Below are 24,601 nucleotides of genomic sequence, written 5' to 3'. Positions count from 1 at the left end.
GCTCGGCGATGCCGCGTTCGTCGGCGGTGTCGGAGGTCTGGCGCTACTGGCCCGCAGGGCGCCAAGAACGGGCGCGACCACGTGGGATGACCACCGCGGCCGCGGCGACCAGGAGCACCAGGGCACCGAAGCCACCGGCGATGGCCAGGGCGCGCACCCGGGGCCCCTCGGGGGTGGCCTTGGCGACCCGCGCGCGGCCGGGCCCGGGAAGGGGGGCCTGCTGTGCGGGCAGGACGATGGACAGAGCGGCGAAGGGGTCCAGCACCGGTACGCTCGCCGGGTAGGCCGCGCCCTGCAGTCGGCGGGAGACCTCCGCGACCGTCAACTCCGGGTACCGGTCCCGTACCAGGGCCGCTGCCCCGGCCGCGCCGGCGGCAGCCAGCGAGGAACCGGAGCCGATGTAGTGACCCGCGCCGCGGGGACCGACGCTGACCACCTCGTCACCGGGGGCGGACAGATCGGGGGCGAACGCCTCGGGCGCCGACTCGGGGCGGGCTCCGCCGGGGCCGTGGTCCATGACGGACAGCACCTGCGGGATGAACGCGGGGAAGTACGGTCGCGCGATGGGGTCGGGCTGTCCGGTGCCGGGGTCGGTCGGAGCGACGTCCGGGGCGGCGGGGGCAACCACCAGAACGTCACGCTCGGTTGCGTGCTCGACGGCCGCGGTCAGTTCCTCGCGTCCGCCACGGAAGGCGTGGGCCACGTAGACGACGTCGGCGCCGGCGTCCACGGCGCGCCGGATGCCCTGGGCCACCAACTGCGGGGTGGTGTCACCGCTTTCGCCGGTCACGGGCACCGCCAGGATACGCGCCCGGGGTGCCACACCGACGACACCGGTACCGCCGATCGGTTCGGCGGCGATGAGCCCGGCCGCGAAGCTGCCGTGGCCGACGCAGTCCGCGGTGCTCCCGGCTCCGTCCACGGAGGCCACGCGGCCGGACAAGCCCGGCACATCGTTGCCCACGCCGGTGTCCAGCACGGCGACGGTCACATCCGCGCCCATGCTCAACTGCCAGCTTCTGTCCAGGCCCAGGGCCTGCCGGGTCCAGGGCTGGTCGACGGCCTTGGTGCCCGACTCCTTCGCGCAGGACTCCCCGTCCTCCAGGCGGCTCTTGACGGCGGGCAGGGCCACCGGGCCTTCGGCCGCCGCGGCGCCGGACGGCACACCAACGGGCGCCACTGCGCACAGCGCGGTGGCCACCGCCGCCCGAACAAGGCGGGAGAGGGCTGGTCGCATGGCGCATCAGGGTAGTGACCGCGGGAAGCGGGCGCAGGGCGCGACAAGGATCCGACAAGCGACACGTTCGCTGCGCAGTCCAGCATGGGGCCAGGGGGCTGGACTGCCCGAGCTGCCTGCAAGATGGGGGCCTGCGTTCGCGGGTTCGAGCGGGCCGCGCCCGCTTCGACCATGGCATCCAGGAGGTTCACGCGTGTCACGTCAATTGCTCACGGTCAGTCCGGAGCAGGGCGAGGGGTTCCGGACGATCGGCGAGGCACTGGCACAGGCACGCACGGGCGCCGTGATCCGAGTCAAGCCGGGGCGCTACGCGGAGAATCTGACCGTCCGCAACCGGGTGACGATCGTCGCCGAAGGTGAGAGTGGCAGCGTGGAGATCTGTCCGCGCCGTGGCACCGCGCTCGTCCTCGTGGCCGACGCCGTGATGCTCAGCGATCTGACGCTGCGCGGCGGCGGCGATGACGTTCCCGTGGTGGATGCCCCCCGTGGGCAGATGGCCATGGACGGCTGCACGGTGGTCGGCTCGGGCTGGACTGCCGTACTGGCGCGGGAGACGGGCGCGTTGGCGATGCGGCACTGCCGGATCACCAACGCCGAGGGCGCCGGCGTCGTCGACACCGCCGCGACGGGCAGCGTCATCGAGGACTGTGTGATCGAGAACCTCGGCACGTCCGCGGTCGTCCTCACCGACGAGGCGCGCTCCACGATCCGGGGCTGCCGACTGCGCGACGCGCGCGGCAACGGAGTGCTGGCCAACGGCGAGGCACAGGGTTCGGTCGAGGACTGTGAGATATCCGGCACGGACAAGCCCGCCATCGCCCTGGAGGGCCGCTGCACCACTCGGATCCTGCGCAGCCATGTGCACGACGTCTCGGTAGGGGTGTACGTCACCAGCGATTCGCGTCCGACGCTGGAGGAGGTCACCGTCACCACCACCACGGGCCCCGGCATCGCCCTCGGCTCCGGCGCGGATCCCCTGCTGCGGTGGTGCCGCACCGCGCGGACCAAGGGCGGCGCCCTGTCCGTGGCGGACCGGTCCCGCGGTACGTTCGAGGACTGTGAGTTCCGCTCCTCCGCCGCCCCCGCGATCCGGGTGACGGACAGCAGCACCCCCGTGCTGAACAGGACCGCGGTGCACGACTGCGGCGACCAGGGCCCCGCCGTGCTGCTGGAGGACAACAGTGTGGCCGAGTTCGACCGGCTGACGATCGTGAACGCCGGCGCGGTCGGAATCGCCATCCGCTCGGGCGCCAACCCGATGCTGCGCCAGGCCGTGGTCGCCGCGCCCCGCGGCCACGGCGTGGAGGTAACCGACGACGGGCACGGCCGACTGGAGGGCTGCGCCGTCGAGCGCCCGGGCGGGTCGGGCGTGCGTATCGCGGACGGCGGCGATCCCCGGATCGGCGACACGGTCCTGAGCAACGCCGGGGACAGCGGTGTCACCGTCGCGGCCGGCGGTATGGGCACGCTGCGGGACTGTGCCGTCCACGACAGCAAGGGCGCGGGGATCGCCCTCCGCAAGGGTGCGGAAGTGACGGTGACCCGTACCCGTGTCACCGGCTCCGGCGCGCACGGGGTGCGGATCGACGAGGGAGCGCGGGCCGCCCTCAACAACAGCGAGATCAGTGAGAGCGGCGGCGACGGCATCCGGGTGGACTCCGCCGAGGAGGTCACCGTCACCCACTGCACCGTCCGCGACAACCGCGGCAGCGGCCTGCGCCAGAGCAGGTCCGGCGGCCGCCTCGAAGTGGAAGCGCTGTCCAGCATGGACAACACCGAGGCGGACCTGTGGGGCGCGGACGCGGCCGCCACGGGCAAGGCCGGAGACACGCCGCCCGCTCCAGAAGGGCCGCTGGCTCAGCTGGATGCCCTGGTGGGCCTGGCGGAGGTCAAACGCCAGGTCCGTACTCTGGTGAATCTCAACCAGCTGGCACAGCGCCGGGAGAGCCTGGGCCTGCCCGTTCCGCCGATGAGCCGCCACCTGATCTTCGCCGGCCCGCCCGGCACCGGCAAGACCACCGTGGCGCGGCTGTACGGAGGCATCCTGGCCGAGCTAGGGGTGCTGCGTTCCGGGCATCTGGTGGAGGTGGCCCGGGTCGATCTGGTGGCGCAGATCATCGGCGGTACCGCGATCAAGACCACCGAGGCGTTCAATAAGGCGCTCGGTGGGGTGCTGTTCATCGACGAGGCGTACACCCTGCTCTCCGACGGCAAGGGTTCCGGCGCGGACTTCGGCCGTGAGGCCATCGACACGCTCGTCAAGCTGATGGAGGATCACCGCGACGACGTCGTCGTGGTGGCCGCGGGATACACCGCGGAGATGGACGCCTTCTTGTCTGCCAACCCCGGTATGGCCTCACGGTTCACCCGCACCATCGAGTTCGCCAACTACTCGGTGCCGGAGCTGGTGACCATCACGGAGAACATGTCCGGGAGCCATCAGTACGAACTGGGGCCGGGCACCCGTGAGGCGCTGGCAGCGCACTACGAACGGATGCCGCGGGATGCGACGTTCGGCAACGGCCGCGCCGCCCGGCGGGTCTTCGAGGAGATGGTCGACCGCCAGGCGTTCCGGCTCGGGTCGATGGACGCTCCCGCGGAGCAGGACCTTCGGCTGCTGCTGCCCGAGGACGTCGGCGACGACGCGGCGGCGCAGGCCGAGGCCCCCGGCGACCCGGAGAAGCTGCTCGCGGAACTGGACGCCATGATCGGCCTGCACGCCGTCAAGCGTGAGGTGACCGACCTGGTCACCATGCTGGCGACAGCGAGACAACGGGAGGCGGCCGGCCTTCCCACACCCAGGATCAGCAACCATCTGGTGTTCTCCGGCCCCCCGGGTACCGGCAAGACCACCGTCGCACGCATGTACGCCCAGTTGCTGCACGCCCTGGGGGTGCTGCCCCGTGGCCAGCTCGTCGAGGTGGCCCGCGCCGATCTCGTAGGCCGCTACGTCGGCCATACCGCGCAGCTCACCCGCGAGGTCTTCGAACGCGCGAGGGGCGGTGTCCTGTTCGTCGACGAGGCATACACCCTCACACCGCAGGGCGCCTCCACCGACTTCGGTCAGGAGGCGGTCGACACCTTGCTGAAGCTCATGGAGGACCACCGTGAGGAGGTGGTGGTGATCGCCGCCGGATACACGCGTGAGATGGACCGTTTTCTGTCCTCCAACCCCGGCCTCGCGTCGCGGTTCTCACGGATGGTGGAGTTCGAGGACTACACCACCGACGAGCTGGTCACCATCATGGCCCGCCAGGCGGAGTCCTCCGGGTACGAGTGCGCCCCCGAGACTCTCACGGCGCTCTCCGAACTGGTGGGCTCGCTGCCGCGCGATCACACGTTCGGCAACGCCCGCACGGCGCGTCAGATGCTGGAGAGGACCATGACCGCGCACGCGCGGCGACTGAGCGCGATCGCCTCGCCTGGCCTGGACGACCTGCGGCTGCTGCTTCCGCAGGACCTGCCGAACGCCGGTGCGCCACCCCGGAGGCATTCCGCCTGATGACCGCGGGCGAGGGGCACGGGCCTGCGCCGCCCCCCCGCCCGTCGGCGGTCGTATCCGGCTGATCCGATTCCACGGGTGAACCGAACGCCGGGACGCACGTAGTCAGTGAAGGGCGGTGTGGTACACGCTTCCGGCTCCGAGCCCGATCGATCGGCCTCAGCAGCCACCACCTCACCCGTTGGAGCTGCCCCACGGACTGCGCTCGGTCGTGTCTCGGCGAACCGGACACCGAGAACCGTCCCACTGGACAACTCCTGGGCGGTGGCCATCGCCCCTGCCCGACTGGACAGATGTGGAGGACATAGATGCCCGTTGGACGAGATCCAGGCGGCCGGGAGTCCCGTACGACGTCAGGAGGCCAACCAGGAAGCCGGTCCCTCGGAGGATCCCCGGCTGTACGAGGAGCAGTGACGCTCGCCGGAGTGGCGAATGACCCTGGTGCCGCCTTTGAACCGGCGCATCGGAACCGGTCAGCCCGTCCGGATGGTTCACAGACCACGGTCGCCCCTGCGGAACCGAGCGCCGTTCGCCCGTCGGCGGCCACCGCGGGCGCGCCGGTGACCGACACCACAACCCACTCCACGACCGACACCACGGCCGCGAACACAATTCGCTCCGAGGCGGCGCCGAGCACGCCACAGGCCGACCTGGACGCCGACCAGGCACATGCCGAGGAAGAAGCCGAGAGCGCGTCAGTACGAGCCGCAGTCGTCGGGTCGCCGCCGGACGACGACACCCCTTCAGGGGAAGCGGACGAAGAGCCGAGGCCCGGCCGCCCCAAGAAGCCCATGCTCGCGGCAGCCGCGCTCGTTGGCACCGTACTCCTCGCCGTGCCACTCCTGATAGCAACTCAGGGAGGGGAGGAGAAGAAGACCGACCAGGCGACTGCCGCCTCGGAGGACATACAACTGGCGCAGAGCGACGGCGAGCTGGGGTCGTCGGGACGCTTCGTGGAACAGCCCTCCGGCCAGAAGCCGGAGCCGGGCGGCGCCCCAAAGGTCCCGCTCCCGCCGGATGCAGGCGCGCCACCCGGCAAGGGCGGGGTCCCGAATCTCCTGAACATCCCGAAGACCGATGATACTCCTGACGGTCAGGACGAGTCGAAGAAGCCCGAGCCGCTCTCGGGGCCGGCGGGGCCCACGGAGAGGAAGCCTTACTGGGAATCCCAGGCCCGGACCGTGAAGAACGAGCACACGGGCAAGTGTCTGGCCAAGCAAGCAGACACCAGGATCGGCACTCAGGGCTCGTGCGACAACGCCACTTGGTTGCGTTATGTGGTGGGCGACGGAACCTTCCTGCTGAAGAACCCGGCAGACAAGCGGTGCTTGGACACCGACGGGACCAAGATGTACGTCTCCAGCTGCACCACCGCGGACCCCGGCCAGGTGTGGCGCATGCCCATGACTACAGGCGAGTGCAATGTCGCCGTCCTGACCAGCAAGCACTTCGGCAAGAACCTGACCGGCTGGGACGCGGGCAACATCACGCTGGCCCCGGCCGCCGGCACCGCCCCGGAGAAGCAGCAGTGGCTCCTCCCTGGTCTGACCAAGTGCTGATGGTCCACTGACGAACGGGCGGAGGCTCCTCCCTGATGACCTGTGTCTGAGAGCCCTGCCGGGCCGTTAGCAGACTTCCGGGACTTGAGCGAGGTCCCGGAAGTCCGGGGCGGGCGGATCAGCGAACCGGACGGCCGTGCGCGGCTGCGCCGACGCAGGAAACACGGCCGCTGTGTGAACCGAACCGCTATGAGCCCGTAGTCAGCGATGGGCGATGTGGTCGCGTTCATCGGCCCCGGCGTGTGCAGGCGGTCCCGGAATCCGGGACCCCGGCACCGTGAACGGGATGCCGGGGCACGCACGCTAATCCTGCTATGGGTTTGGTCGTGGAAGGGAGCGGGTTGACGTGAGCGCGTTGATCGACCCCTCCCAACTCGCCCACGAGACACAACTCGTCTGGCTCGAGGACATCGCCTGCCTCGACTACGTACGCCAAAGCCTGGACCGACTCCCCACACGGGCCGGCAAACCCGCCTACCGCCGCGACGGCCGCATCATCGGATACGCCGAACTCGGACCACAAGCCCGCTCCTCACGCGCCTCCGGAACCTTCCTCCGCCGCGTCTTCTGGCTCCTCCCCCACGACCGCGACAGACAACCCGACGGCCTCTACCACTCCGCCGCACCCTCCGAAGCCGTCGACCCCCGCACCCTCGCCCCCAAAGTCAAGGGCTACAAAACCCAACGCTCCGAAGGCGGACCCCCCTCCGACGCCATGCGCGAACTCGGCATCACCCTCCCCACCACCTGAACCACCCACCCACACGCCTCAGAAGGGAGGGAACCGCCGGCGACGGGGACCCAGCGGACTGCCCTTCGCACAGCGCTCGGTCACGGACGACAGCGCGGAGACCATAAGACGGCCGCATCTACGGCTCGTGAGCCTCCGCTCGACGCCGTACTCCGGAAGATCCGCCCGGCGCAGGGCCGCGATGACCGGCTCCGGGTCGGGGACGGGAATGCCGTCCAGCTCATGGAGAGCGACTTCCGACAGCAGCCCGGCGATCCGGGCGAATTCCTCCTGCTCGGCCTGGCAGGACACGCACCAACTCAGGTGCGCGGCGATCAAGGCATCGTCTTCGTCGTACCCGCCCTGGTCGCGGTTGCCCAGTGCCCGGGCAGCCAGAACAGTCATCACCTGATAGCAATCCAAGACCACTCACCCGCGTTCATCAACCCCACGCCGCCGTTGGTGACACGTCGGCCGGGCCCGGAAGGTTCATCCTTCACGTGTGTGGCTTTGATGTCGGTCGCACGCCTCGCTGGGTTCACCCCCGCCAGCAGGCACTCCTGCAGGCGGAGGGTGAACCCACTGCTCACACTCCTCGTAGATACCTGTCGAGAGCCCGCGAAAAACCCCAGCAGAGCGCAGGTTCCGGCCGTGCTGCCCGGCGCAGCACGGCACTCCCCCGATCTTCCGGAGTGCTCATGAGTACCGAGCTCAGGACCGGCGACACTGTGCTGGTCACCCGCACGTTTCCCGACGGCACGGTGTATCGCTTCAAAGGCGTCGCCGACTTCGCTGGACCGGAGGGAATCTTCACCGTGGTCGGCCACGACCCTGACACCGAACTGCACACCACGGGTTACTTCATGACCCAGGACTCCGCGTACGGAGTGAAGCAGGACGTGGTCCGTATTTCGCCGTGACGGGGTGACTGTTGCGCGTTGGAGTCCGCTGTCATCAGGAAGGGAGCACCATGTCCGCTGAGCCCGACGTCATCATCGGAAGCCATCCAGAGTTCGGTGTCGCGGCTGTCAACCGTCGATCCGCCGAGGTGCACGTCGCGCTGCAAGACCTGGGCTTCCAGGTCATACCAGGCCAGCAGATGTGGGCCCTCCAGGACGCGGATCGGGATCAGATCGTGCGCGTCCGGTCGGTCGTCACACGACTGCGCTCCGCGGGCTTCCACGTGAGCGCCGACCACATCTACGATCCGCCGGATCCGTCGTGAAGCCACCGGCCCAAGCGATCCGGGTCCTACGACGGCAGCGCACCTACCACGTGTACTGCGGTGGGCGCCGACACCCTGGCACTGGATCTGATGCGAGCAGAGCTCGACCTCGTCGCAAGCGGTTCCCGAACCACGTCGGAGTCATGGATACGACGGCACGGACCGGTCCTGGGCGGTTCCCGGCCCGTGCGGTACGACGGGGGGTCAAGTGCCGCGGACTCCGCGCTCTTCAAGCGCGTTCCTGAGCGACCTCACAGCGTAGTACGAACGGGACTTGACCGTCCCGGGCGGAATGCCGAGATGCTCCGAGACCTGGGCGACGCTGCATTCCAGGAAGTACATGAGCTTGATTATTTCCTGGTGCTGCTCAGTCAGCTGGCCAAGCGCTTCAACGATGACCTGAGTGGTGAGCATACGCTCCATGTCGTCCGCAACCGCAACTTCGAGGTCGTCGAGCGACATGAGTTCCGAAGGACGTATCTGGCGGGCACGGTGGTGGTCGATCACCAAGTTCCGCACAACGGTGAACAGCCACGGACGCGCTTCTTCGGCGTCGGCTCCCAGAATGGCGGAATGCCGCCAAGCCCGTGCGGCCGTCTCCTGGAGGATGTCCTCGGCACGGTGCCAGTCGCCTCCCAGCAGCCGTGCGGCGTAGCGCAGAAGCAGCGCTCCATGCTGTTTATACAGATCCCGGATGAACTCCTCGCAGTCAGTGCCCGGTGCTTCGGTGGGGCGTTGTGTACCGGTGGGGGGGAGCGTGCGCATGCCCGCCCCGGCGTCCATGGTCCGCCTCATGGGTGGCGTCCTCATCCATCGTTCAAGCTGAGCCGTGGCGTGCTTCCGCGAAGAAGGCGAAAGCAGATCCACACTCGCGGGGAGGACTTGGCCAAACCTTGTCACTGACTTGTCAAAGCGGAAGCAGCGACCGCGCGGGATAACGACCTGGGACCGGACAACCACCGACCGGAGTCGCGTGGCACTCCACCGTAACGAAATGCGGGCCGTCAGTACTCCTTGCTCATTCCCCCTCACTGAGAAGTCATACCTCGGGGATACAACGAGTCGATCCCCTGCCCGGTGCCAAGCCGAGGACCTCAACGCATCCCTGGTCGCTCACACCTCGCTGGCTCGGCCGGTGAACCAGGACCGTGAAACGGTCGTTGCGGTTGTCATAGGCACGGTCGCTTCGGTCGCTTCGGTCGCCGTGTCTGCCACGGGAACAACAAACCGCCAAAGAGTTCGACCATGAGTCGCTTCAGTCGCTGAGAGGAGTTCGGGTGTCGCCTGAGCTGGGGGTTGTCGGCAGCGGCTCATCACGTTGCGCAGCGACCCATGACGGGACACCGCCGTACGAGCCGCACCGCGTGGCACAGTGGTGCGCCACACAGGGCTGGCCGGTACACCCGCTGGCACCGGGCAGGAAGACCCCGGCCGCCAATTGCTCTGCCTGCCGGACCACGCAGCACATGCCGGAGTCCTGTCCCTGCATCCCCGCGGGCCGCTCGTGTCACGGCTTCCGCGCGGCTACCACCGACCAGGAACGCATCCGGCGTTGGTGGGACATGGAGCCCGGCTTCGGCGCCGGCGTAGCGTGCGGGCCGGCGGGTCTGCTCGTCATCGACGTCGACGCGCACGCGACGCCGTTGCCCGACCGCGAGCGTCTACTGCCGGGAATCGTCATCCCCGAAGCGGTCTCCCTCCGGGGGCTGCGGAACGGATTCCACAGTCTCGCCTTACTCGCTGCGCTGCGTGGAGCCCCCGATCCCGCCAAGGACACCACGACTCTGCGGGTACGCACGCCGTCCGGAGGGCTGCACATCTGGTATTCCGTCCCCGTACGCCAAGGCTGGCGCTGCTCGGCCGGTTCCAGCCGGGGACGGGCCCTGGCCTGGCAGGTCGACGTACGCGCCCATGGCGGCTACATCGTGGCACCCGGCACCGTCACAGCGGCCGGCACGTATACGGCGCTGGGCACCACGCGCCGCCCGGCCCCGCTGCCCGACTGGCTCGCCGCGGAGCTGACACGCACCGGGCACCTACCCGCTCCGGAGCCCTCGCGCAGCCTTTCGCCTGTGCCCTGGCGCGGCCGCGGCGCCGTCATCGCCGCTGGAGGAGGCCGCTCGGCCGCCTCCGCCGTCCTGGCCCATGTCCTTGCCCCTGTTGTCGAGTGCGCCGCGACAGCCGAGGGAGCAGGCTTCAGCGACAAGCTCAACCGCGCCGCGTACACGGCGGGCGGACTCGTCGCGGCGGGTCATTTGGGCACCAAGGCGGCCGAAGCCGCCCTGCTGTCAGCCGCCGTACACGCTAGGCCGGGCCAGGAACGCCGTGCCCTGCAGATCATCCGCAGCGGGATACGCGCGGGCGAACGGAGCCCGCTGACTCCGGGAGAGCCCAGATGACGCACTCCCCCAATCCGGACACCGAGGGCTCGTTCAGCGAGACGCTGTTCAACGACGGCCTGTTCGACGCAGCCGAGGTGGCTCGCCAGATCCTCAACAGCTCCCTGCCCGCCGCGCGTGAACCGGCAGCCGCCCCCTCCGCGTGGGGTTCCGTGACAGCCACGGAGGACGGTCTGGTGCCCGACAGCCTCAGCGACCGGGGCAACGCGAAGCTCTTCGTGAAGCTGTACGGGCAGGACTTCCGGCATGTTCCCGGACTCGGCTGGTACCGCTGGTCCGGATATCGCTGGGAGATCGACGAGGACGACACCGTGCTGTGGGCCGCCGGCGAGATGGCTGAAGCGCTCGCCGAAGTGGACAGCACCAGGCGGCACACCGCGTCGGCTCTGCGCCGTCACCGCCGCCGCGCCTTGTCGACGTCAGGTATGAAGGCCATGCTCGCACAGGCGAAAGCCGCACCCGGGATGGTGCTCAACGCCTCCCAACTCGACGCGGATCCCTATGCCTTGTGCACGCCCGACGGCGTCGTGGACCTCCATACCGGCACACTGACAACGCCGGACCCGGAGAAGCACCATCACTCGCGCGCCACCGCCGTGTCCCCCCGTGCCATGCCCACCCCACGCTGGCAGCGATTCCTGACCGACATCTTCGGAGAGGATGCCGAAGCCGCCCAGATGGTCTCATTCCTCCATGAGCTGCTGGGCTACTCGATCACGGGCGACGTGGGAGCGCAGATCATGCCTTTTCTGTACGGGCAAGGCAAGAACGGCAAGAGCGTGCTGCTCGACGTCATGGTCAAGCTCCTCGGCGACTACGCCGACGCCGCCCCGCCCGGGTTTCTGATGGCCCGCCCCTTTGAGGGGCACCCCACCGACCTTGCCGAGCTGCATGGCCGACGCATCATCGTGTGCTCCGAACTCAAGCCCGGCGACCGGTTCGACGAAGCCCGGGTCAAGCACCTCACCGGCGGCGACCGAATCAAGGCCCGCCGTATGCGCCAGGACTTCTTCAGCTTCAACCCGACCCACAAACTCTGGCTGCTGGGCAACCACCGGCCCGAGGTCGGCACCGGCGGCTACGCCTTCTGGCGCCGGATGAAACTCATCCCCTTCGAGCGGGTGGTCGCGGACGACCGCAAAGTCGACAACCTCGCCGACATTCTCGTGACTGAGGAGGGTCCAGGCATCATGAACTGGCTCGTCACAGGAGCCCGCCGCTACCTCAACGGGGCGCGCGACCTGACAGGGCCGACCAGGGTACAGGTCGCGACCACAGCGTACGCCGAGACTGAAGACCATACCGGCCGATTCATCTCCGAGTGCTGCGCGCTGGATCCCGCCATGCGGGCCGAACAGGCACAGCTCTACAGCGCCTACCGCGGCTGGTGCCAACAAGAAGGTGCCAGCCCCGTCTCCTCCAGGGCCTTCGCCGCACGCGTCAGGGAAGCCGTCGGAATCGCCACACCCAAGGACATGGTCCTCTCCAACCAACGCAAGTTCTATCCCGGTATCGGTTTGGTCGTGGAAGGGAGCGGGTTGACGTGAGCGCGTTGATCGACCCCTCCCAACTCGCCCACGAGACACAACTCGTCTGGCTCGAGGACATCGCCTGCCTCGACTACGTACGCCAAAGCCTGGACCGACTCCCCACACGGGCCGGCAAACCCGCCTACCGCCGCGACGGCCGCATCATCGGATACGCCGAACTCGGACCACAAGCCCGCTCCTCACGCGCCTCCGGAACCTTCCTCCGCCGCGTCTTCTGGCTCCTCCCCCACGACCGCGACAGACAACCCGACGGCCTCTACCACTCCGCCGCACCCTCCGAAGCCGTCGACCCCCGCACCCTCGCCCCCAAAGTCAAGGGCTACAAAACCCAACGCTCCGAAGGCGGACCCCCCTCCGACGCCATGCGCGAACTCGGCATCACCCTCCCCACCACCTGAACCACCCACCCACACGCCTCAGAAGGGAGGCCTGGACCAGGCCGCCACGACCTTTGTCACGCGTGAACGCTCCTCCCGGAGAACGCCTGACCAGCCGGCCGCGTCCTACTCACCATGATCGATGGCATCTTCACTCCTTCCGGTCCTCATGACGACGAGGAGACAGTGCGACCCGGTCCCCTGTGGCGCCACACCTCCTGGGTGATCGGCATCACCCTCTTCGGCGTCGGTGCCGGCTGGGCAATCTCCCAATTCCGTATCGGCTCCGGCGAGTACGGCCTACCGGCCGCCGCACCGGGGCCAGTCTGGCCGTATCTGATCTTCTGGACCATGACGAGCTTGGCCGCCGCAGCGGCACTGCGGGCTGTCGCCGCCAGGGTGCCGGTGTACGCCCCGGGAGAGATCACCGCCGCGCTCACCGCGCTGGGCACACGACTCTCATTGGGCTGGCGCCCGGAGCCACCGCTGCTGGGCGCGATGGCGGTGGCCCTGCTGACGGCGGTGGCCATGTGGTGTGCCCTCGCCCTGCGGTCCGCGTCGCGTGGCGGCCGCGGTGGGTGAGTCGCCGCAACGCCGTCCGGACCGCTGGTCCCGCGGGAGATGACCAGCGGTGGATCCCTCGTGATCGTGAACCAGCCACTTGTCTGAAACGTAGCAGCAAGCACGATCCACGATCCGAGAAAGACGACGCATGGCACAGTTTCAGAAGAAGTGCGCTGAGGCCCGCCTTTCCATGCTCCTCGACGAAGTGCCCGGCAGCGAGGACTTCTTGTTCTGGCACATAGTCGAGACCCGCGGTTACTCGCGCCCGGCGGGACATGCTTGGGCCGTGGAGCCGTACCCCGATGGCTCGACGCTGCAGACTCTGCGCAGCGGGATCGGCCACCTGGTGCGGCGACACGGTGACGCCACCGCAATCGGGCCACTGTGCGAACTACTGCTGGCCCTTTTCGAGCACGACGACCCCGCGCTCTATACCTTCATGAGCCACTACATGAGAGAACTTGGCCGAGAGAATTGGGACGCCGAACACTGGGTGAAGGAAGTGACCGCCGCCGCCGGTGACTTTCTGATCCTGCAAGAGATGTGGGTTTCGCATGACACATGGCGGATCTGATCTGTGCCGCGGCGGCCTCACCCCTTGAGTTTCCCATGAGCGGCGGTCCGCCGGGTGGGCAAGGCGCGTCGCATGACCGTCTGGATCTGATCACCACGAGGACCGGATCGCGCCAGCTTCAGGGCCCGGGACCATGCTTCCTGGGCTTGATCCGGGTCCCCCGCGGCACGATAGGCGTCCGCGAGCCGCGTCAGAGCACTCACGGTGGCTTCGGTGTCCGCCACGTCGCAGAGCAGGCCGAGGGCCGCCTCGTAGCAGCGTATGGCCTGCTCGTGCTCGCCGAGTTGGTAATGCACGTGGGCAAGGTTCTCCCAGGCGAAGGCCTCGCGACGCGGGGCGCCCAGTTCGCGGAAGAGGGCGATCGAGCGGCGGCAGCGGGCCAGCGCCGAGGCCAAGGGACGCTGCCCCCCGTCGCTGTAGGTCTCCGCCAGATCCACGGTGTCCAGCCCGTCTCGCGCGAGACCCCCGGCTGTCCAGGACTTCGCGAACGCCTGAGGGTGGTCCTCCTTGGTACTGAGGTACTCGCGCATGCTGCGCAGCAGTTGCCGGGCGTGCTCGTCGAAGCCGGTGTCCGTCGCGTGCTTCACCAGGGTCTTGAGGTTCTGACGCTCAGCGCTGAACCACAGCATGGCCTGGAGCAATGCGGGAAAGTGCTCGGTGGTCACGCCCTCGGCGGCGGGTGCCGGCAGCACCGGTTCCCGGGAGTGGGTGAAGTGGCAGCTCGCTGCAGCCGCGCTACGCACGTAGTGCTCGAACATCCTCCGAAGCGCCGCAACCCGTTCGGCTCCGGAGTCCTCGCAGTACACGAGTTCCGTGGCATACACACGGAGCAGATCGTGCAGGCTGTAGCGGCCCGCGTCGTTCTCCACAACCATTCTGGTCCGCAGCAGCTCCCTCATCAGGGCGCGGGTGTCGCCGAGCGGCAGCCCGGCGAGGCTGGCGGCCGCGGCGATGCGCAGATCCCCGCAGGGGTGCAGGGCGAGCAGACGGAACAGCCGGCCGGCGCCGGTGCTGAGTGCGCGATACGACCACGAGAACGCCGCGCGCACATCGGTGGCGACGTCCGTTCCGGCGAAGGCGTCCAGGCTGCCCTCCGTCGAGCGCATGTCCTCAACCACTGAGGCCAGCGAGAAGTGCGGATGGAGTGTCGCTCGCGCGGCCACGATGGCCAGCGCCAGCGGCAGCCGCGCACACAGTTCGATGAGCTCCGTGACGGCACGCGGCTCGGCGCTCACTCGCGCGGCCCCGAGACGAAGGGCCATCCCTTCGTGGAGCTCTTCCAGCGGTGGGACTCCCAGTGTCAGCACCCGCGCGCCCTCCGCCGCGACCAAACCAGGAAGCTGATTGCGGCTGGTGACAAGGACGACGCTCCCGGGCATACCCGGGAGCAGCGGGCGGACCTGCTCCTCGTCCCACGCGTTGTCGATGACGACGAGCATGCGCCGGCCGGCCAGCATGCTGCGATAGAGGGCCGCCCTGGAATCGGCCCCGTCGGGGATGTTGTGGGCCGGCGTACCCAAGGCGGTCAGAAAGCCGTGCAGCGCCTCGGCCGGTTCCAGGACGGCACCGCCGATGTCGAAGCCGCGGAGATTGGCGAACAGCTGTCCGTCCGGGAAGTGGTGCGCGACGCGGTGAGCCCAGTGGACGGCGAAGGCCGATTTGCCGATGCCGGGTGCCCCGCCAATCACGCCTACCGTGGGTGTCGAGCTGTGCAGCGCTGTGCGCAGCAGCTCGTCCGCCTGCGCCAATTCGGCACGGCGGCCAGTGAAATAGCCCAGATCGGCGGGCAGTTGTGCCGGTCGGTTCAGGTAGCGATCGGTGAATCGCTGGTCGTCCTGGACACCGCTCACGGCCGGGTCCACGCCGGTCCCCCGGTCGCTCTCGGACCAACCACGGTGTCTCCCAAGATCGGGAACCGGCCCGTGACCGTGGGACCGTTCCCGAGCGGTCAGCCCGGTCTGCATGCCCTTGGCGTCGCACTGCAGCAGCCGGTTAACGAGCGCGACATCATGCCGCAGAATCGCTTCCTGCAGAGCTCCCAGCGCTGGCCCAGGGGCCAGGCCAAGCTCCTCGGCCAGATACCTGCGCAGTTTCTCGTATCGTTCGAGGGCGTGCGCATGACGCCCGGCGAGGTACAGGGCGCTCATCAGCAGACCCCACCCGACCTCGCGCAGGGGATGCCGGGACGTGAGCGTCTCCGCGGCGGACACCGCCTGCTGCAGGGCACCGTCGTGAATCAGCGCAGACACGTGCAGCTCCTGAGCCGCGAGCAGGCCCTCCTCCAGTTGTGCTGCGGCGCGCGCGGCGAACGGATAGTCGCGCGCCTCGGAGATCGCCGCTCCTCGCCACATCGCCAGCGAGTCTTCAACATGCCGGCGTGCCGCGCGCCCCTGGCCTTCCCTCAGCAGCACCTGTGCACGGGAGACCGCTGTATCGAAGCGGACCGCGTCCCGCGCCTGCGGAGGAATGCGGAGTGCGTAGCCGTGGGGCTCGCTGACCAGTACCTCGGCCTTACCGTGCGGGTGACGTCGGGGTTCCAGGACGGCCCGCAGCCGGCTGATGTGGGCGTGCAGCGAGGACAAGGCACTCGCTGGCGGACGCCCTGCCCATACGTCCTCACAGAGCTCGTCCGCTGACACTGCGTTGCCGTCCTCCAACAGCAGACGGATAAGGATCACCTGCCGCTTGGGCGGCCCGAGGTGGAGAAACGTTGCCTCTCGCCGGACCCTCAGCGGTCCCAGCACATCGACATACACCTCGTGCGGCTCTCCGGCCGCGCTTACGGTCGTGCGGTTCATCAGCTGCTGCCCTCGGCTCTCGCTTGCTTCACCGGAGCCATGACGCCCGGCGACATCTGTCGCCCTTGCTCCAGTGACGGCGCTGCACACCGGGCGCTGTGCGCGTCGTCACTGAGGTACGACGCAGCGCGGCCGCTGAAACGCCTTGAGACGCCTTCGTCTCCCCAAGCCACTACGTGATGCAGGCGATTAGGTTCATGAGCAGCCGTCCCGTCGTCGGCGCGCCGGGCCAGCAGGTCAGCAAACGGCATGAGGCACGCAAGCGTGATCTAGATGATCCATCCCGCTGAGCGGGACTTTCCGCCGCGATCGCCAGCATTCCCCTGGTCGCTTCGCGCGACGTGCCTGCGGCGTCGCGGACCCCCGTCCGCCGCGGCCCCGCAGCGGCGTCGTACGTCTCAGCTCAGCTTCAGAGCGGCCGTCACGAGCAGCCCGGCCCGTACGACGACGAGGTTTCGGGATAACAGCCCGCCCTCGGGAATGTCGCCGGTCGCCCGTAACACCCGAGTGCGGGACGGACGGCCAGGGCCGCCGCCCCGCACGTTCGTTCACGGGGTTCAGCAGTACAGATCTCCGCCTGTCGGCACGCCGAGGATCTGGGTGAAGCGCCGGTAGGTCTCCACCCGGCTCTGGATCTGCGCCGGGTTCTTGCCGTCGCACTCCAGCGCCCCGTTGACGCTCCGGACGGTGTGGCCGAAGCCGACCCGGTTGACCACAGCGTCATGGCCGGTCATCGGGCCCGGACCACTCTGTGTGTTCCAGTACCAAAGGCCGGTCTTCCAGGCGACGGCCGACTCGCGCTCGACCCGCCAGGGGTTGTTGATCAGGTCGATGCCGAGGGCGTCACCCGCGGCCCGGTAGTTGAAGTTCCAGCTCAGCTGGATCGGGCCGCGGCCGTAGTACGCGGACTGCCCGGCCGGGCAGCCGATGGGGCCCCAGAAGCAGTAGGTCGGGTAGTTGGCGGTGTTCCGCTCGACGACGTGGGCCAGAGCGCCCGTCTCTTGCGAGACGTTGGCGAGGAAGGCCGCGGCCTCCTGCTTCCTGACCCTGTCGCTTCCAGTGTTCGCGAAGGCGGGGTACGCCCTCAGCGCTTGGGTCAGACCGCTGTACGTGTAGAACTCGGCCCGGTTCGGGAACATCTGGTCGAACTGCGCCTCGGAGACGACGAACCGCGAAGGGTCATGGCTGCCGCCGTCCGGAACAGGGGCCGGCTCGGGTGCCGTATCGCCGCTGCCGCACGGGCCCTGGTCGACCCACACCTCAGCGATGCTCGGAGTCTCGCTCTGACTCCACCACTTGGCCTGCCAGTTGTGACCGTCATGGGACGCCGTCATGCCACCCCAATAGACGGAGGAGGAATTCCAACCACCGCTGCAGTCAGCCGCAACCGCGGGTGCGGTGGGGACATTGACCGCGATACCGACGGCCACCGCGAACGCGGCCACCAGCGTGGTAATGCGTCGTGACACGGATGTCGACCTTTCCTGGTGAGAGGGGCCCGGTGATCGGGCCGAGCCGAGGGTGCGCGACGGCACCACCGGCGCCGACAGAGGCACCGTGTCCGGTCGGCCTTCCCTTACTCACCACTACGGCGCGATCCGCGGTCGGTTCATAGCCGTCGCGCCGTCTCACGTCATAACCGCCGATGGTGAGCCCAGTTCACCCGTGGTCGGTGAGCGACGCCACGAGGGGGACGTTCTGGTGTCTCCCGTTCCGCCTCTCCCGGTGCGGCTCGCCGGCCGCGCCGGCGCGTCCCCTCGGACGAAGAACCACCCTCAAGGGGACGTGATGTCCTTCAGGGCGTCCTTCAGGGCGGGAATGCCTTCCGTCGGCAGGGAGGCGAACCACGTTCCGCCCACACCCTCACCCTTGGCGGTGCCGGGCTCGGTGTCCTTGGAGTAGCGGTAGACCGGGATTCCGACCACCGTCAGCTGCTTGAAGCCGTCCGACCTGGTCAGGGAGCCAAGCAGCTTGGGGTCGAGCCCCTTCGGCAGGGACGCTCCCTCGGCCGGGACGGGCGGCCACACCTTCACGCAGTCGCCCACGCACGCCGACTTCTCCGGCAGTGTCGCGGCGTCCTTGGTGAAGCGGTACAGCGCGAACCCGTTGCTGTCGGTGACGACCGGGCCCAGCTTCGAGTCGTTCGCCAGAATCAGCGCACCCGCGGAGCCGGACTTCCTACCCGTGACCGGAGCGCCGGCCGGGTCCTTCGACTCAGTGTCGGCCGTCTCGGTCGGCTCGATGTCCGTCACCTCGCTCGGATGGATGTCGCCCTGAGCGGTCGACGTCACGCTTTTGCTCGGTCCGTCGGTCCCTCCCACGCTGCACGCCGTTGCCGTGAGTGTGATTGCCGCTACGGTCAAAGCCACCGGTACGGTGCGCCAGTTCACTGTGGCCACCCTTCCCTGTATCTCGTCACTCTCGTCCTCGCGCGCGAAGCGCTGTTCGGACCTGCCTACGAGGAGTTGGGGACCGAGGTTCACCGGTGGCGGGCGAAGGGAGAGGTGAGAGTGACGGTTGGGGCGGCGCGTCCTCATACGCGCGAGCCGGGCGCACCGACGCCCGTCCGTTGTCCGGCGGCGCGCGATCACCGCCGTCGACCGCGAGCGGCCGGCGTTGGCCGGCTGGGCTCAGCGTTCGGGGCAGCGGTCATCCGTCCCCTCGGCCCGCCGACCGGCACCGTCCGTCACCTCGACCGTCACCCTGCCGGCGGACGGCGTGGAGATGCGGTACGCCGCGGCGGCCGTGCATGTCAGCTGTGCCCGCGCCAGGCCGGACAACTCTCTTGCATAAGACGGCAGTTCGACTACGACGGTGTCTCCCGTCACCGACACGGTCGGCGTGATCTCCACGTTGAAGGGCGTGTCCGGTCTCACCGCCGCGACCACCGGTCCGGGCAATTCGGTCTTCACGCCCTTGCTCGCCTCCCCGGGCTGCGGTCCATTCAGCAGCAGCTCCAGTGCCTCAGCGGGGTCTCCGGGGCGTTCGGTCGGGCGGTCCACGGCGACCAGCCCGCCATCCTGGACGAAGTAGAGCGGCGTGATGGATCTGATCCCGCTCGCCGGACCGCCGGCCTCCACCACCCCGGTCGCGGGGATCCCGCACGAGGTGAGCGCGAGCAGTCCCGGTGCCACCAGCAGCGTGACTCGACGAAACGCTCTCACGACCCCACCACCTCACGACCGTTGTCCCGGGACTGCTCGTCCGGCCGCAACGGGATGCGTACGGTGAAGACGGCCCCGCCCTCCGGATGGTTCGCCGCGTCGACGGTGCCGCCGTGCAGGCGGACGTTCTCGGCGGTGATGGACAGACCGAGGCCGCTTCCCTCGGAGCGGGTCCGGGCGGCGTCCGACTTGTAGAACCGCTCGAAGACATGCGGCAGCACGTCGTCGGGAATGCCGGGACCGCTGTCCCGCACCTCGATGACCGCCCACCGCACCGGGCCGGTCGTCTCGTCCACCCGCACCCGCACCGGACGCGCCCCGTGCCGCAGCGCGTTGGCCACCAGATTGGCGACCACCACGTCGAGCCGGCGCGGGTCGACTCGGCCGCGCAGTGCGTCGGGCGGCGGCAGCGATGTCTCCACCGTGTCCGACCAGCCCCGGGAGGCGAGCGTGCGGCGGACCGACTCGGCCAGGTCGATCTCGTACAGGTGCAGCACGGCCGCGCCCGCGTCGAAGCGGGAGATCTCCATCAGGTCCTCGACCAGACAGGTCAGCTTGACCGTCTCCTCGCTGATCAGGCGTACCGCCGTGGCCGTGTCCGGATCGAGCCGGACGACGTCCTCGTCGAGCACGTCCGTCACCGCGGACATCGCGGCCAGCGGGGTGCGCAGCTCGTGCGAGACGTCCGCGGCGAAGCGCCGGGCCCGCGCCTCCATCTCGCGCAGCTCGGCCACCGACGCCTCCAGCGCGGCTGCCGTCTCGTTGAACGTGTGCGACAGATCGGCGAGTTCGTCCGAACCGTTGACCTCGAGCCGGGTGTCCAGGTGGCCCTCGGCGATGCTACGAGTAGCGCTGCGCAGCGCCCGCACCGGCCGCAGGACGCCCCGCGCGGCGAACAGGGCGAGTGCCACGGCGAGCGCGAGCGCCGGCACCATGGCCCGTTCCACGGCGGTCACCAGGGCGTCGACGTAGGCCTGTTCCGCCGTCTGCGGGACGACGAGGAACACCCGGACTCCGGAGACATCCGAGGCGTTCTCGGCGTCGAAGAGAACCGGCGTGCCGACCACGAGGGAGGTATGGCCGCCCGAGCGCACCCGCTGGAAGACGGTGGTCCGGCGGGAGCCCACGGCCTCGCGCAGGGCGGGCGTCAGTTCCTCGACGCGGTCCCCAGGGGTGGATACGGCACTCAGCTCCCGGTATGTGACCAGCACGCGCCAGTTCCCCGGCGCCTCGGTGGCCGCCAGTGCGGTCGCGAACCGCCGCAGCGCCGACTCGGTCGGGGGGTAGACGAGTTCGGGGGCGAGCTGGCCGATCTGGGTGCGCAGCTGGCGTATCACGGAGTCCTGGCTCTGCTGGAGGACTCCGGTACGCGCCTCGCGGAAGGTCAGGGCCCCGGTCGTGGCGGCGGCTACGGCGGCCACCAGCCCGAACGCCACCACCAGCCGCGTTCGCAGTCCGCCGGTCTTCAGCGGATGCGTCTTCTTCATGCCAGGCGTCTGCTGTTGCTTCACGCCGGGGGTCTTCCGCCACTTCACCGCGCCGCGAACCGATAGCCGAAACCCCGCACGGTGTGGATGTAGCGAGGCGCCCGCGGCGGCTCGTCCAGCTTCGTGCGCAGCCGCTTCACACAGGCGTCCACCAGCCGGGCGTCTCCGTGGTAGTCGTGCTCCCAGACGGCCTCCAGCAGCTGCTGCCGGCTGAACACCTGGCCCGGCGAAGCGGAGAGGGTGAGCAGGAGCCGCATCTCAGAGGGGGCGAGGGCGACCGGCTCGCCGTTCAGCGTGACCGCCAGGCCGGCCCGGTCGACGGCCAGGTCGCCGTATGTGTCGATCTTCGGCAGCCCGGTCTCGGCGGGGGCCCCGCTCGCGCGGCGCATGACCGCGCGGATCCGGGCGTCGAGCACCCGCGCCGGCACGGGCTTGACGACGTAGTCGTCCGCTCCCGCCTCCAGGCCGACGACGATATCCACCTCGTCTCCCCGGGCGGTCGCCATGATGATCGGCAGTGTCTGGTCGACGGCCCGTATGCCCCGGCACACCTCGAGTCCCGCCATGCCCGGCAGCATCAGGTCGAGAACCACGATGTCCGGACGGAAGGATCTCAGGCGCTCAAGTCCCTCCTCTCCGGTCGCGGTGGCGGCCATCTCGTGGCCCTGACGGCGCAGAGCCAGGGCCACGCCCTCACGGACGGCGCGGTCGTCTTCAATCAGCAGCACGCGTGGCATGCACCAAGTATCCACAGCATCTCCGTTATTAATCCGTTACCTTCCGGGCCGGGTTTGATCAAATGGCCGGCGCACGGTGAGTCGTCGTGATCACGTACCGGGGGAGATCCGCCCCTGCTCACCGTCGCCCTGAGGCACCCACGCATGGTGTCAAAGCGGGGGTGCGGCGGGCCGAGGCGGCCGAGGCGGCCGACCAGCTGTCCGGCCGTGCTCGAGGCCCCGGCTTCGCGGTGGCGGCGGGGCTGGATCCTGGCCAGCCGGGGCGGCTCGGCCGCCGACGGACACTCGGCGTTCCGGCGCGCGTCGTCCGCGGGGCCGTCGGCCTCGTCACCTGGACCAGCCGATCCCCCTCAGCGCCACATCACGATCAACTCATCACTGCTCCCCAACCGACCAGGAGTTTCTGCCGGCCCAGCAGCACCCGGACTGGAGCGGCGAGCGCATCAAGGCCGTGCTCACCGCCTCCGCGAAGCCGGGCGCGTACAGCTCCTTCCAGCAGGGCACCGGCCGCACCGACCTGGTCCGGGCGCTGGACCAGAGCGTCGTCACCGATCAGGGGCCGCTCGACTTCGGCAAGCAGCTATGGCCGCACGACGACAACAAGCCGGTCGTCACGAAGCTCACCTACAGCAACCTCGGGACCGAGCCGGTCACCCTGGGCCTCTCCGCCGGCGCGCTCACCGTGGACGGCAAGCCCGCGGCTGAGTGCATGTTCTCCGTCTCCCCCGGCCGGATCACCGTCTCGGTGGGCGGCGGGGCGAGCGCCGAGGTCACCGCGGACACCCGCGTCGGCACCACCGACGGCAGCTTCGGCGGCGCTGTGTCCGCCACCTCGGCCGACGACAGGGTCCAGGTGCGGACCGCTGTCGGTGTGGAGTGCGAGGTGGAGTCGTACGACCTGACGCTGAAGCACATCGACGAGAGCGGTAGCCCGACCGGTGACGCCGCCACCTCCGTCTTGGGCTTCGACAGGGACTTCTTTGGCACGTTCACGACGAACAGGACGGCGAGCTCACGGTGCGGCTGCCCAAGGGCGACAACGCGCTTGAGGGCGTGATCCACCCGTACCTCACGTTCGAAAACCCACGCCGTGCTGGTCGAACCCAGGATGCGGCTGGACCGCGACACTACGGTCAGCGTCGATGCCCGGCGGGCGAAGCCGGTCGACATCACCGCGCCGGACCCGGCGGCCGAGAACACGAGCGAAGTGGAGGGCTTCAGCGCCCGGGTCGAGCTGTCTCCGCGCCGGCCCGCCGACGACAGGCTGGTACTCGGTGCCGCGGACCTCCGAGGCGACCTGCCGTTCCGCAGCACCGAATGCATCCTCGACAACGGCGTGAAGTGGTCCATCCGCGCCCGGCAGATGATGGCGAGGGCGAGGAGAGGCACCCCGAGAACTTGATGCGGATGCCCCGATCCTGGGAAGCCGGCCGCAGTTACCAGGAGCGGTTCAACGTCGGAGTCTTCGGCCCAGTCCTGAACGGCCCCGAGGCCCTCGGACCGGGCCCGGGATTCCCCGGAGTCATCCGGTACGGGAGACGACCTCAGTAAGGACCACGCTGGAGGAAGACGGCAAGGAGAACTCCGACAACTACGGGATCCCGCCGACCGACGGGCTCACCGAGTACACGGCTCCGGCAGGGGACAGTGCTTACAAGCTGACCGTGGACAACTCCCGTGATCCGTCCTTGCACCCGGTCAGCACCCGTGTCCGTGCCGAGTGGACGTTCCGCTCGGTCACAGCCCCCGAGGACGAGCCGGTCACGCTACCGCTGTCCGTGATCCGTTTCTCCCCGGACCTGACTCTGAGCAGCACGGCGAAGGCGAGGAAGCGGTTCGACGTGCCGCTCACGATCGAGGGTGCGACGGACGGGGCGGCGGCCCGCGAAGCTCGCCTTCGAGGTGTCATACGACGACGGTGCGACCTGGCAGCCCCCGAAGGCGGTCGGCGGCAAGCATCTGGCGCTGCACCACCCGAAGCGGCCGGGCTCGGTGTCGCTGCGCGCGAAGCTGGCGGACCGCGACGACAACACCCTGGCCCAGACGATCGAGAGGCCCTATCTCACCACCTCGTGAGCGCCGCCGGCCCGCCGCTCGTCACGGCCTCGATCCCCGAGGCCGTGACGAGCGGTTCCGGCATGACACTGCACAGGCGCTACGCAGCCGCCCGGTGCTCGGTCATCGCCCTCTCGTAAGCCGAGCGGAGACCCTTTTCCATTCCCTCGATCCCCAGACGGTGGCGCAGTTCATGGCGCAGAGTTCGCCGCTGCCCGGGCGTCGTGGCACCCCAGATGCCTTCTTCCGCCAACACCGGATGTGCCAACGACCAGATCAGACACAACTGGATGATGGGACACTTTCCGCACATTGCCTTCGCCGCGACAACCTCGGCCCCTGTGGGACTGTAGTCCTCGGGGAAGAAGCAGTCCGCGTTTACGCAGGGTTCGGTGCCCGTCGTCGGCGGCATGGGAACGATTGGGCTGACGATCCGCATACTCTTCCTCCTTGCCGGTGGGTCGTCATACCGGCGGCGCCGGTGAACCGCGGGCCGGTGGGACAGACCGTGGTCCGTCGCGAGCCTGGTCAATTCCCTCTACGGGGCCGATAGCCGCCTGGTTCGGCCGGAGCGAACAAGAAATCCGGGGTGCCCGGCCCGGCGGAGCGGTGAAGGGCGAGAAGGCACGTGGACCGCAAGGCA

23 protein-coding genes are annotated in these 24,601 nt (G+C 69.1%); 13 read left to right on the top strand and 10 right to left on the bottom strand.

Annotation, left to right across the window (positions count from 1 at the left end):
* Positions 1-43: 43 nt before the first annotated feature.
* Positions 44-1,237, bottom strand: coding sequence for a S8 family serine peptidase (locus ACIQWG_RS38160; protein ID WP_404104857.1), 1,194 nt, complete (start codon positions 1,235-1,237; stop codon positions 44-46).
* A 193-nt stretch (positions 1,238-1,430) separates the two neighbouring features.
* Here ACIQWG_RS38160 and ACIQWG_RS38155 point away from each other — a divergent pair, with 193 nt between their 5' ends.
* The 3 genes from ACIQWG_RS38155 (at position 1,431) to ACIQWG_RS38145 (ending at position 7,049) form a co-directional block, all read left to right on the top strand.
* The gene (locus ACIQWG_RS38155) at positions 1,431-4,739 is read left to right on the top strand and encodes a right-handed parallel beta-helix repeat-containing protein (RefSeq protein WP_404104854.1); all 3,309 of its coding nucleotides are present in this window, start codon (positions 1,431-1,433) and stop codon (positions 4,737-4,739) included.
* 560 nt (positions 4,740-5,299) lie between these two features.
* The gene (locus tag ACIQWG_RS38150) at positions 5,300-6,298 is read left to right on the top strand and encodes an RICIN domain-containing protein (RefSeq protein WP_404104852.1); all 999 of its coding nucleotides are present in this window, start codon (positions 5,300-5,302) and stop codon (positions 6,296-6,298) included.
* Between the two features lie 346 nt (positions 6,299-6,644).
* Positions 6,645-7,049 carry a DUF6009 family protein gene (locus ACIQWG_RS38145; protein ID WP_404104832.1) on the top strand — a complete coding sequence of 135 codons (405 nt, stop codon included), beginning with the start codon at positions 6,645-6,647 and terminating at the stop codon, positions 7,047-7,049.
* Between the two features lie 18 nt (positions 7,050-7,067).
* Here ACIQWG_RS38145 and ACIQWG_RS38140 read toward each other — a convergent pair whose 3' ends face one another.
* Positions 7,068-7,433 carry a hypothetical protein gene (locus ACIQWG_RS38140; protein WP_404104848.1) on the bottom strand — a complete coding sequence of 122 codons (366 nt, stop codon included), beginning with the start codon at positions 7,431-7,433 and terminating at the stop codon, positions 7,068-7,070.
* Positions 7,434-7,726: 293 nt separating this feature from the next.
* On the opposite strand from ACIQWG_RS38140, the gene ACIQWG_RS38135 reads away from it, so the two are divergent.
* Both ACIQWG_RS38135 and ACIQWG_RS38130 read left to right on the top strand, forming a co-directional pair.
* Entirely contained in the window at positions 7,727-7,948 is a 222-nt protein-coding gene (locus tag ACIQWG_RS38135) for a hypothetical protein (protein WP_404104845.1), read from the top strand.
* 50 nt (positions 7,949-7,998) lie between these two features.
* Positions 7,999-8,253 carry a hypothetical protein gene (locus tag ACIQWG_RS38130; protein ID WP_404104842.1) on the top strand — a complete coding sequence of 85 codons (255 nt, stop codon included), beginning with the start codon at positions 7,999-8,001 and terminating at the stop codon, positions 8,251-8,253.
* Between the two features lie 204 nt (positions 8,254-8,457).
* On the opposite strand, the gene ACIQWG_RS38125 is transcribed toward ACIQWG_RS38130, so the two are convergent.
* Positions 8,458-9,036 (bottom strand): sigma-70 family RNA polymerase sigma factor, encoded by a 579-nt coding sequence (locus ACIQWG_RS38125; RefSeq protein ID WP_404104839.1) that lies wholly within the window; start codon positions 9,034-9,036, stop codon positions 8,458-8,460.
* A gap of 581 nt (positions 9,037-9,617) precedes the next feature.
* Between ACIQWG_RS38125 and ACIQWG_RS38120 the strand changes: the two genes are divergently transcribed.
* From ACIQWG_RS38120 to ACIQWG_RS38100, 5 genes are all read left to right on the top strand, one after another.
* A complete protein-coding gene (locus ACIQWG_RS38120) occupies positions 9,618-10,652 on the top strand; it encodes a bifunctional DNA primase/polymerase (protein ID WP_404104837.1) in 1,035 nt (344 codons plus the stop codon).
* Positions 10,649-12,199: a phage/plasmid primase, P4 family gene (locus ACIQWG_RS38115; protein ID WP_404104834.1), complete on the top strand. Its 1,551-nt coding sequence runs from the start codon at positions 10,649-10,651 to the stop codon at positions 12,197-12,199. The genes ACIQWG_RS38120 and ACIQWG_RS38115 overlap by 4 nt, the downstream gene beginning before the upstream one ends.
* Entirely contained in the window at positions 12,196-12,600 is a 405-nt protein-coding gene (locus ACIQWG_RS38110; protein WP_404104832.1) for a DUF6009 family protein, read from the top strand. Before ACIQWG_RS38115 ends, ACIQWG_RS38110 begins: the two co-directional genes overlap by 4 nt.
* Before the next feature lie 114 nt (positions 12,601-12,714).
* On the top strand, positions 12,715-13,161 hold the full coding sequence (locus tag ACIQWG_RS38105; protein WP_404104829.1) for a hypothetical protein: 447 nt from the start codon (positions 12,715-12,717) through the stop codon (positions 13,159-13,161).
* A gap of 130 nt (positions 13,162-13,291) precedes the next feature.
* A complete protein-coding gene (locus ACIQWG_RS38100) occupies positions 13,292-13,717 on the top strand; it encodes a hypothetical protein (RefSeq protein ID WP_404104827.1) in 426 nt (141 codons plus the stop codon).
* Positions 13,718-13,734: 17 nt separating this feature from the next.
* On the opposite strand, the gene ACIQWG_RS38095 is transcribed toward ACIQWG_RS38100, so the two are convergent.
* The 6 genes from ACIQWG_RS38095 to ACIQWG_RS38070 form a co-directional block, all read right to left on the bottom strand.
* Positions 13,735-16,515 (bottom strand): AfsR/SARP family transcriptional regulator, encoded by a 2,781-nt coding sequence (locus ACIQWG_RS38095; protein ID WP_404104825.1) that lies wholly within the window; start codon positions 16,513-16,515, stop codon positions 13,735-13,737.
* 557 nt (positions 16,516-17,072) lie between these two features.
* Positions 17,073-17,984, bottom strand: a complete 912-nt coding sequence (locus ACIQWG_RS38090) for a glycoside hydrolase family 19 protein (RefSeq protein WP_404104822.1) — start codon at positions 17,982-17,984, stop codon at positions 17,073-17,075.
* A 306-nt stretch (positions 17,985-18,290) separates the two neighbouring features.
* Positions 18,291-18,806: a hypothetical protein gene (locus ACIQWG_RS38085; protein WP_404104819.1), complete on the bottom strand. Its 516-nt coding sequence runs from the start codon at positions 18,804-18,806 to the stop codon at positions 18,291-18,293.
* A gap of 339 nt (positions 18,807-19,145) precedes the next feature.
* The gene (locus tag ACIQWG_RS38080; RefSeq protein WP_404104816.1) at positions 19,146-19,679 is read right to left on the bottom strand and encodes a hypothetical protein; all 534 of its coding nucleotides are present in this window, start codon (positions 19,677-19,679) and stop codon (positions 19,146-19,148) included.
* A complete protein-coding gene (locus ACIQWG_RS38075) occupies positions 19,676-21,310 on the bottom strand; it encodes a sensor histidine kinase (protein ID WP_404104992.1) in 1,635 nt (544 codons plus the stop codon). The genes ACIQWG_RS38080 and ACIQWG_RS38075 overlap by 4 nt, the downstream gene beginning before the upstream one ends.
* A complete protein-coding gene (locus tag ACIQWG_RS38070; RefSeq protein WP_404104814.1) occupies positions 21,211-21,903 on the bottom strand; it encodes a response regulator in 693 nt (230 codons plus the stop codon). Before ACIQWG_RS38070 ends, ACIQWG_RS38075 begins: the two co-directional genes overlap by 100 nt.
* Before the next feature lie 451 nt (positions 21,904-22,354).
* Between ACIQWG_RS38070 and ACIQWG_RS38065 the strand changes: the two genes are divergently transcribed.
* From ACIQWG_RS38065 to ACIQWG_RS38055, 3 genes are all read left to right on the top strand, one after another.
* The gene (locus ACIQWG_RS38065) at positions 22,355-22,960 is read left to right on the top strand and encodes a hypothetical protein (RefSeq protein ID WP_404104811.1); all 606 of its coding nucleotides are present in this window, start codon (positions 22,355-22,357) and stop codon (positions 22,958-22,960) included.
* 33 nt (positions 22,961-22,993) lie between these two features.
* Entirely contained in the window at positions 22,994-23,305 is a 312-nt protein-coding gene (locus ACIQWG_RS38060) for a hypothetical protein (protein ID WP_404104808.1), read from the top strand.
* A 458-nt stretch (positions 23,306-23,763) separates the two neighbouring features.
* On the top strand, positions 23,764-23,979 hold the full coding sequence (locus tag ACIQWG_RS38055) for a hypothetical protein (RefSeq protein WP_404104805.1): 216 nt from the start codon (positions 23,764-23,766) through the stop codon (positions 23,977-23,979).
* 79 nt (positions 23,980-24,058) lie between these two features.
* On the opposite strand, the gene ACIQWG_RS38050 is transcribed toward ACIQWG_RS38055, so the two are convergent.
* Positions 24,059-24,397, bottom strand: a complete 339-nt coding sequence (locus ACIQWG_RS38050; protein WP_404104802.1) for a WhiB family transcriptional regulator — start codon at positions 24,395-24,397, stop codon at positions 24,059-24,061.
* Between the last annotated feature and the right edge of the window lie 204 nt (positions 24,398-24,601).

Source organism: Streptomyces sp. NPDC098781 (assembly GCF_044759995.1).
GTDB lineage: Bacteria > Actinomycetota > Actinomycetes > Streptomycetales > Streptomycetaceae > Streptomyces.
Note: the sequence above shows the minus strand (reverse complement) of the source record. Positions and strands in the feature narration are given on the sequence as shown.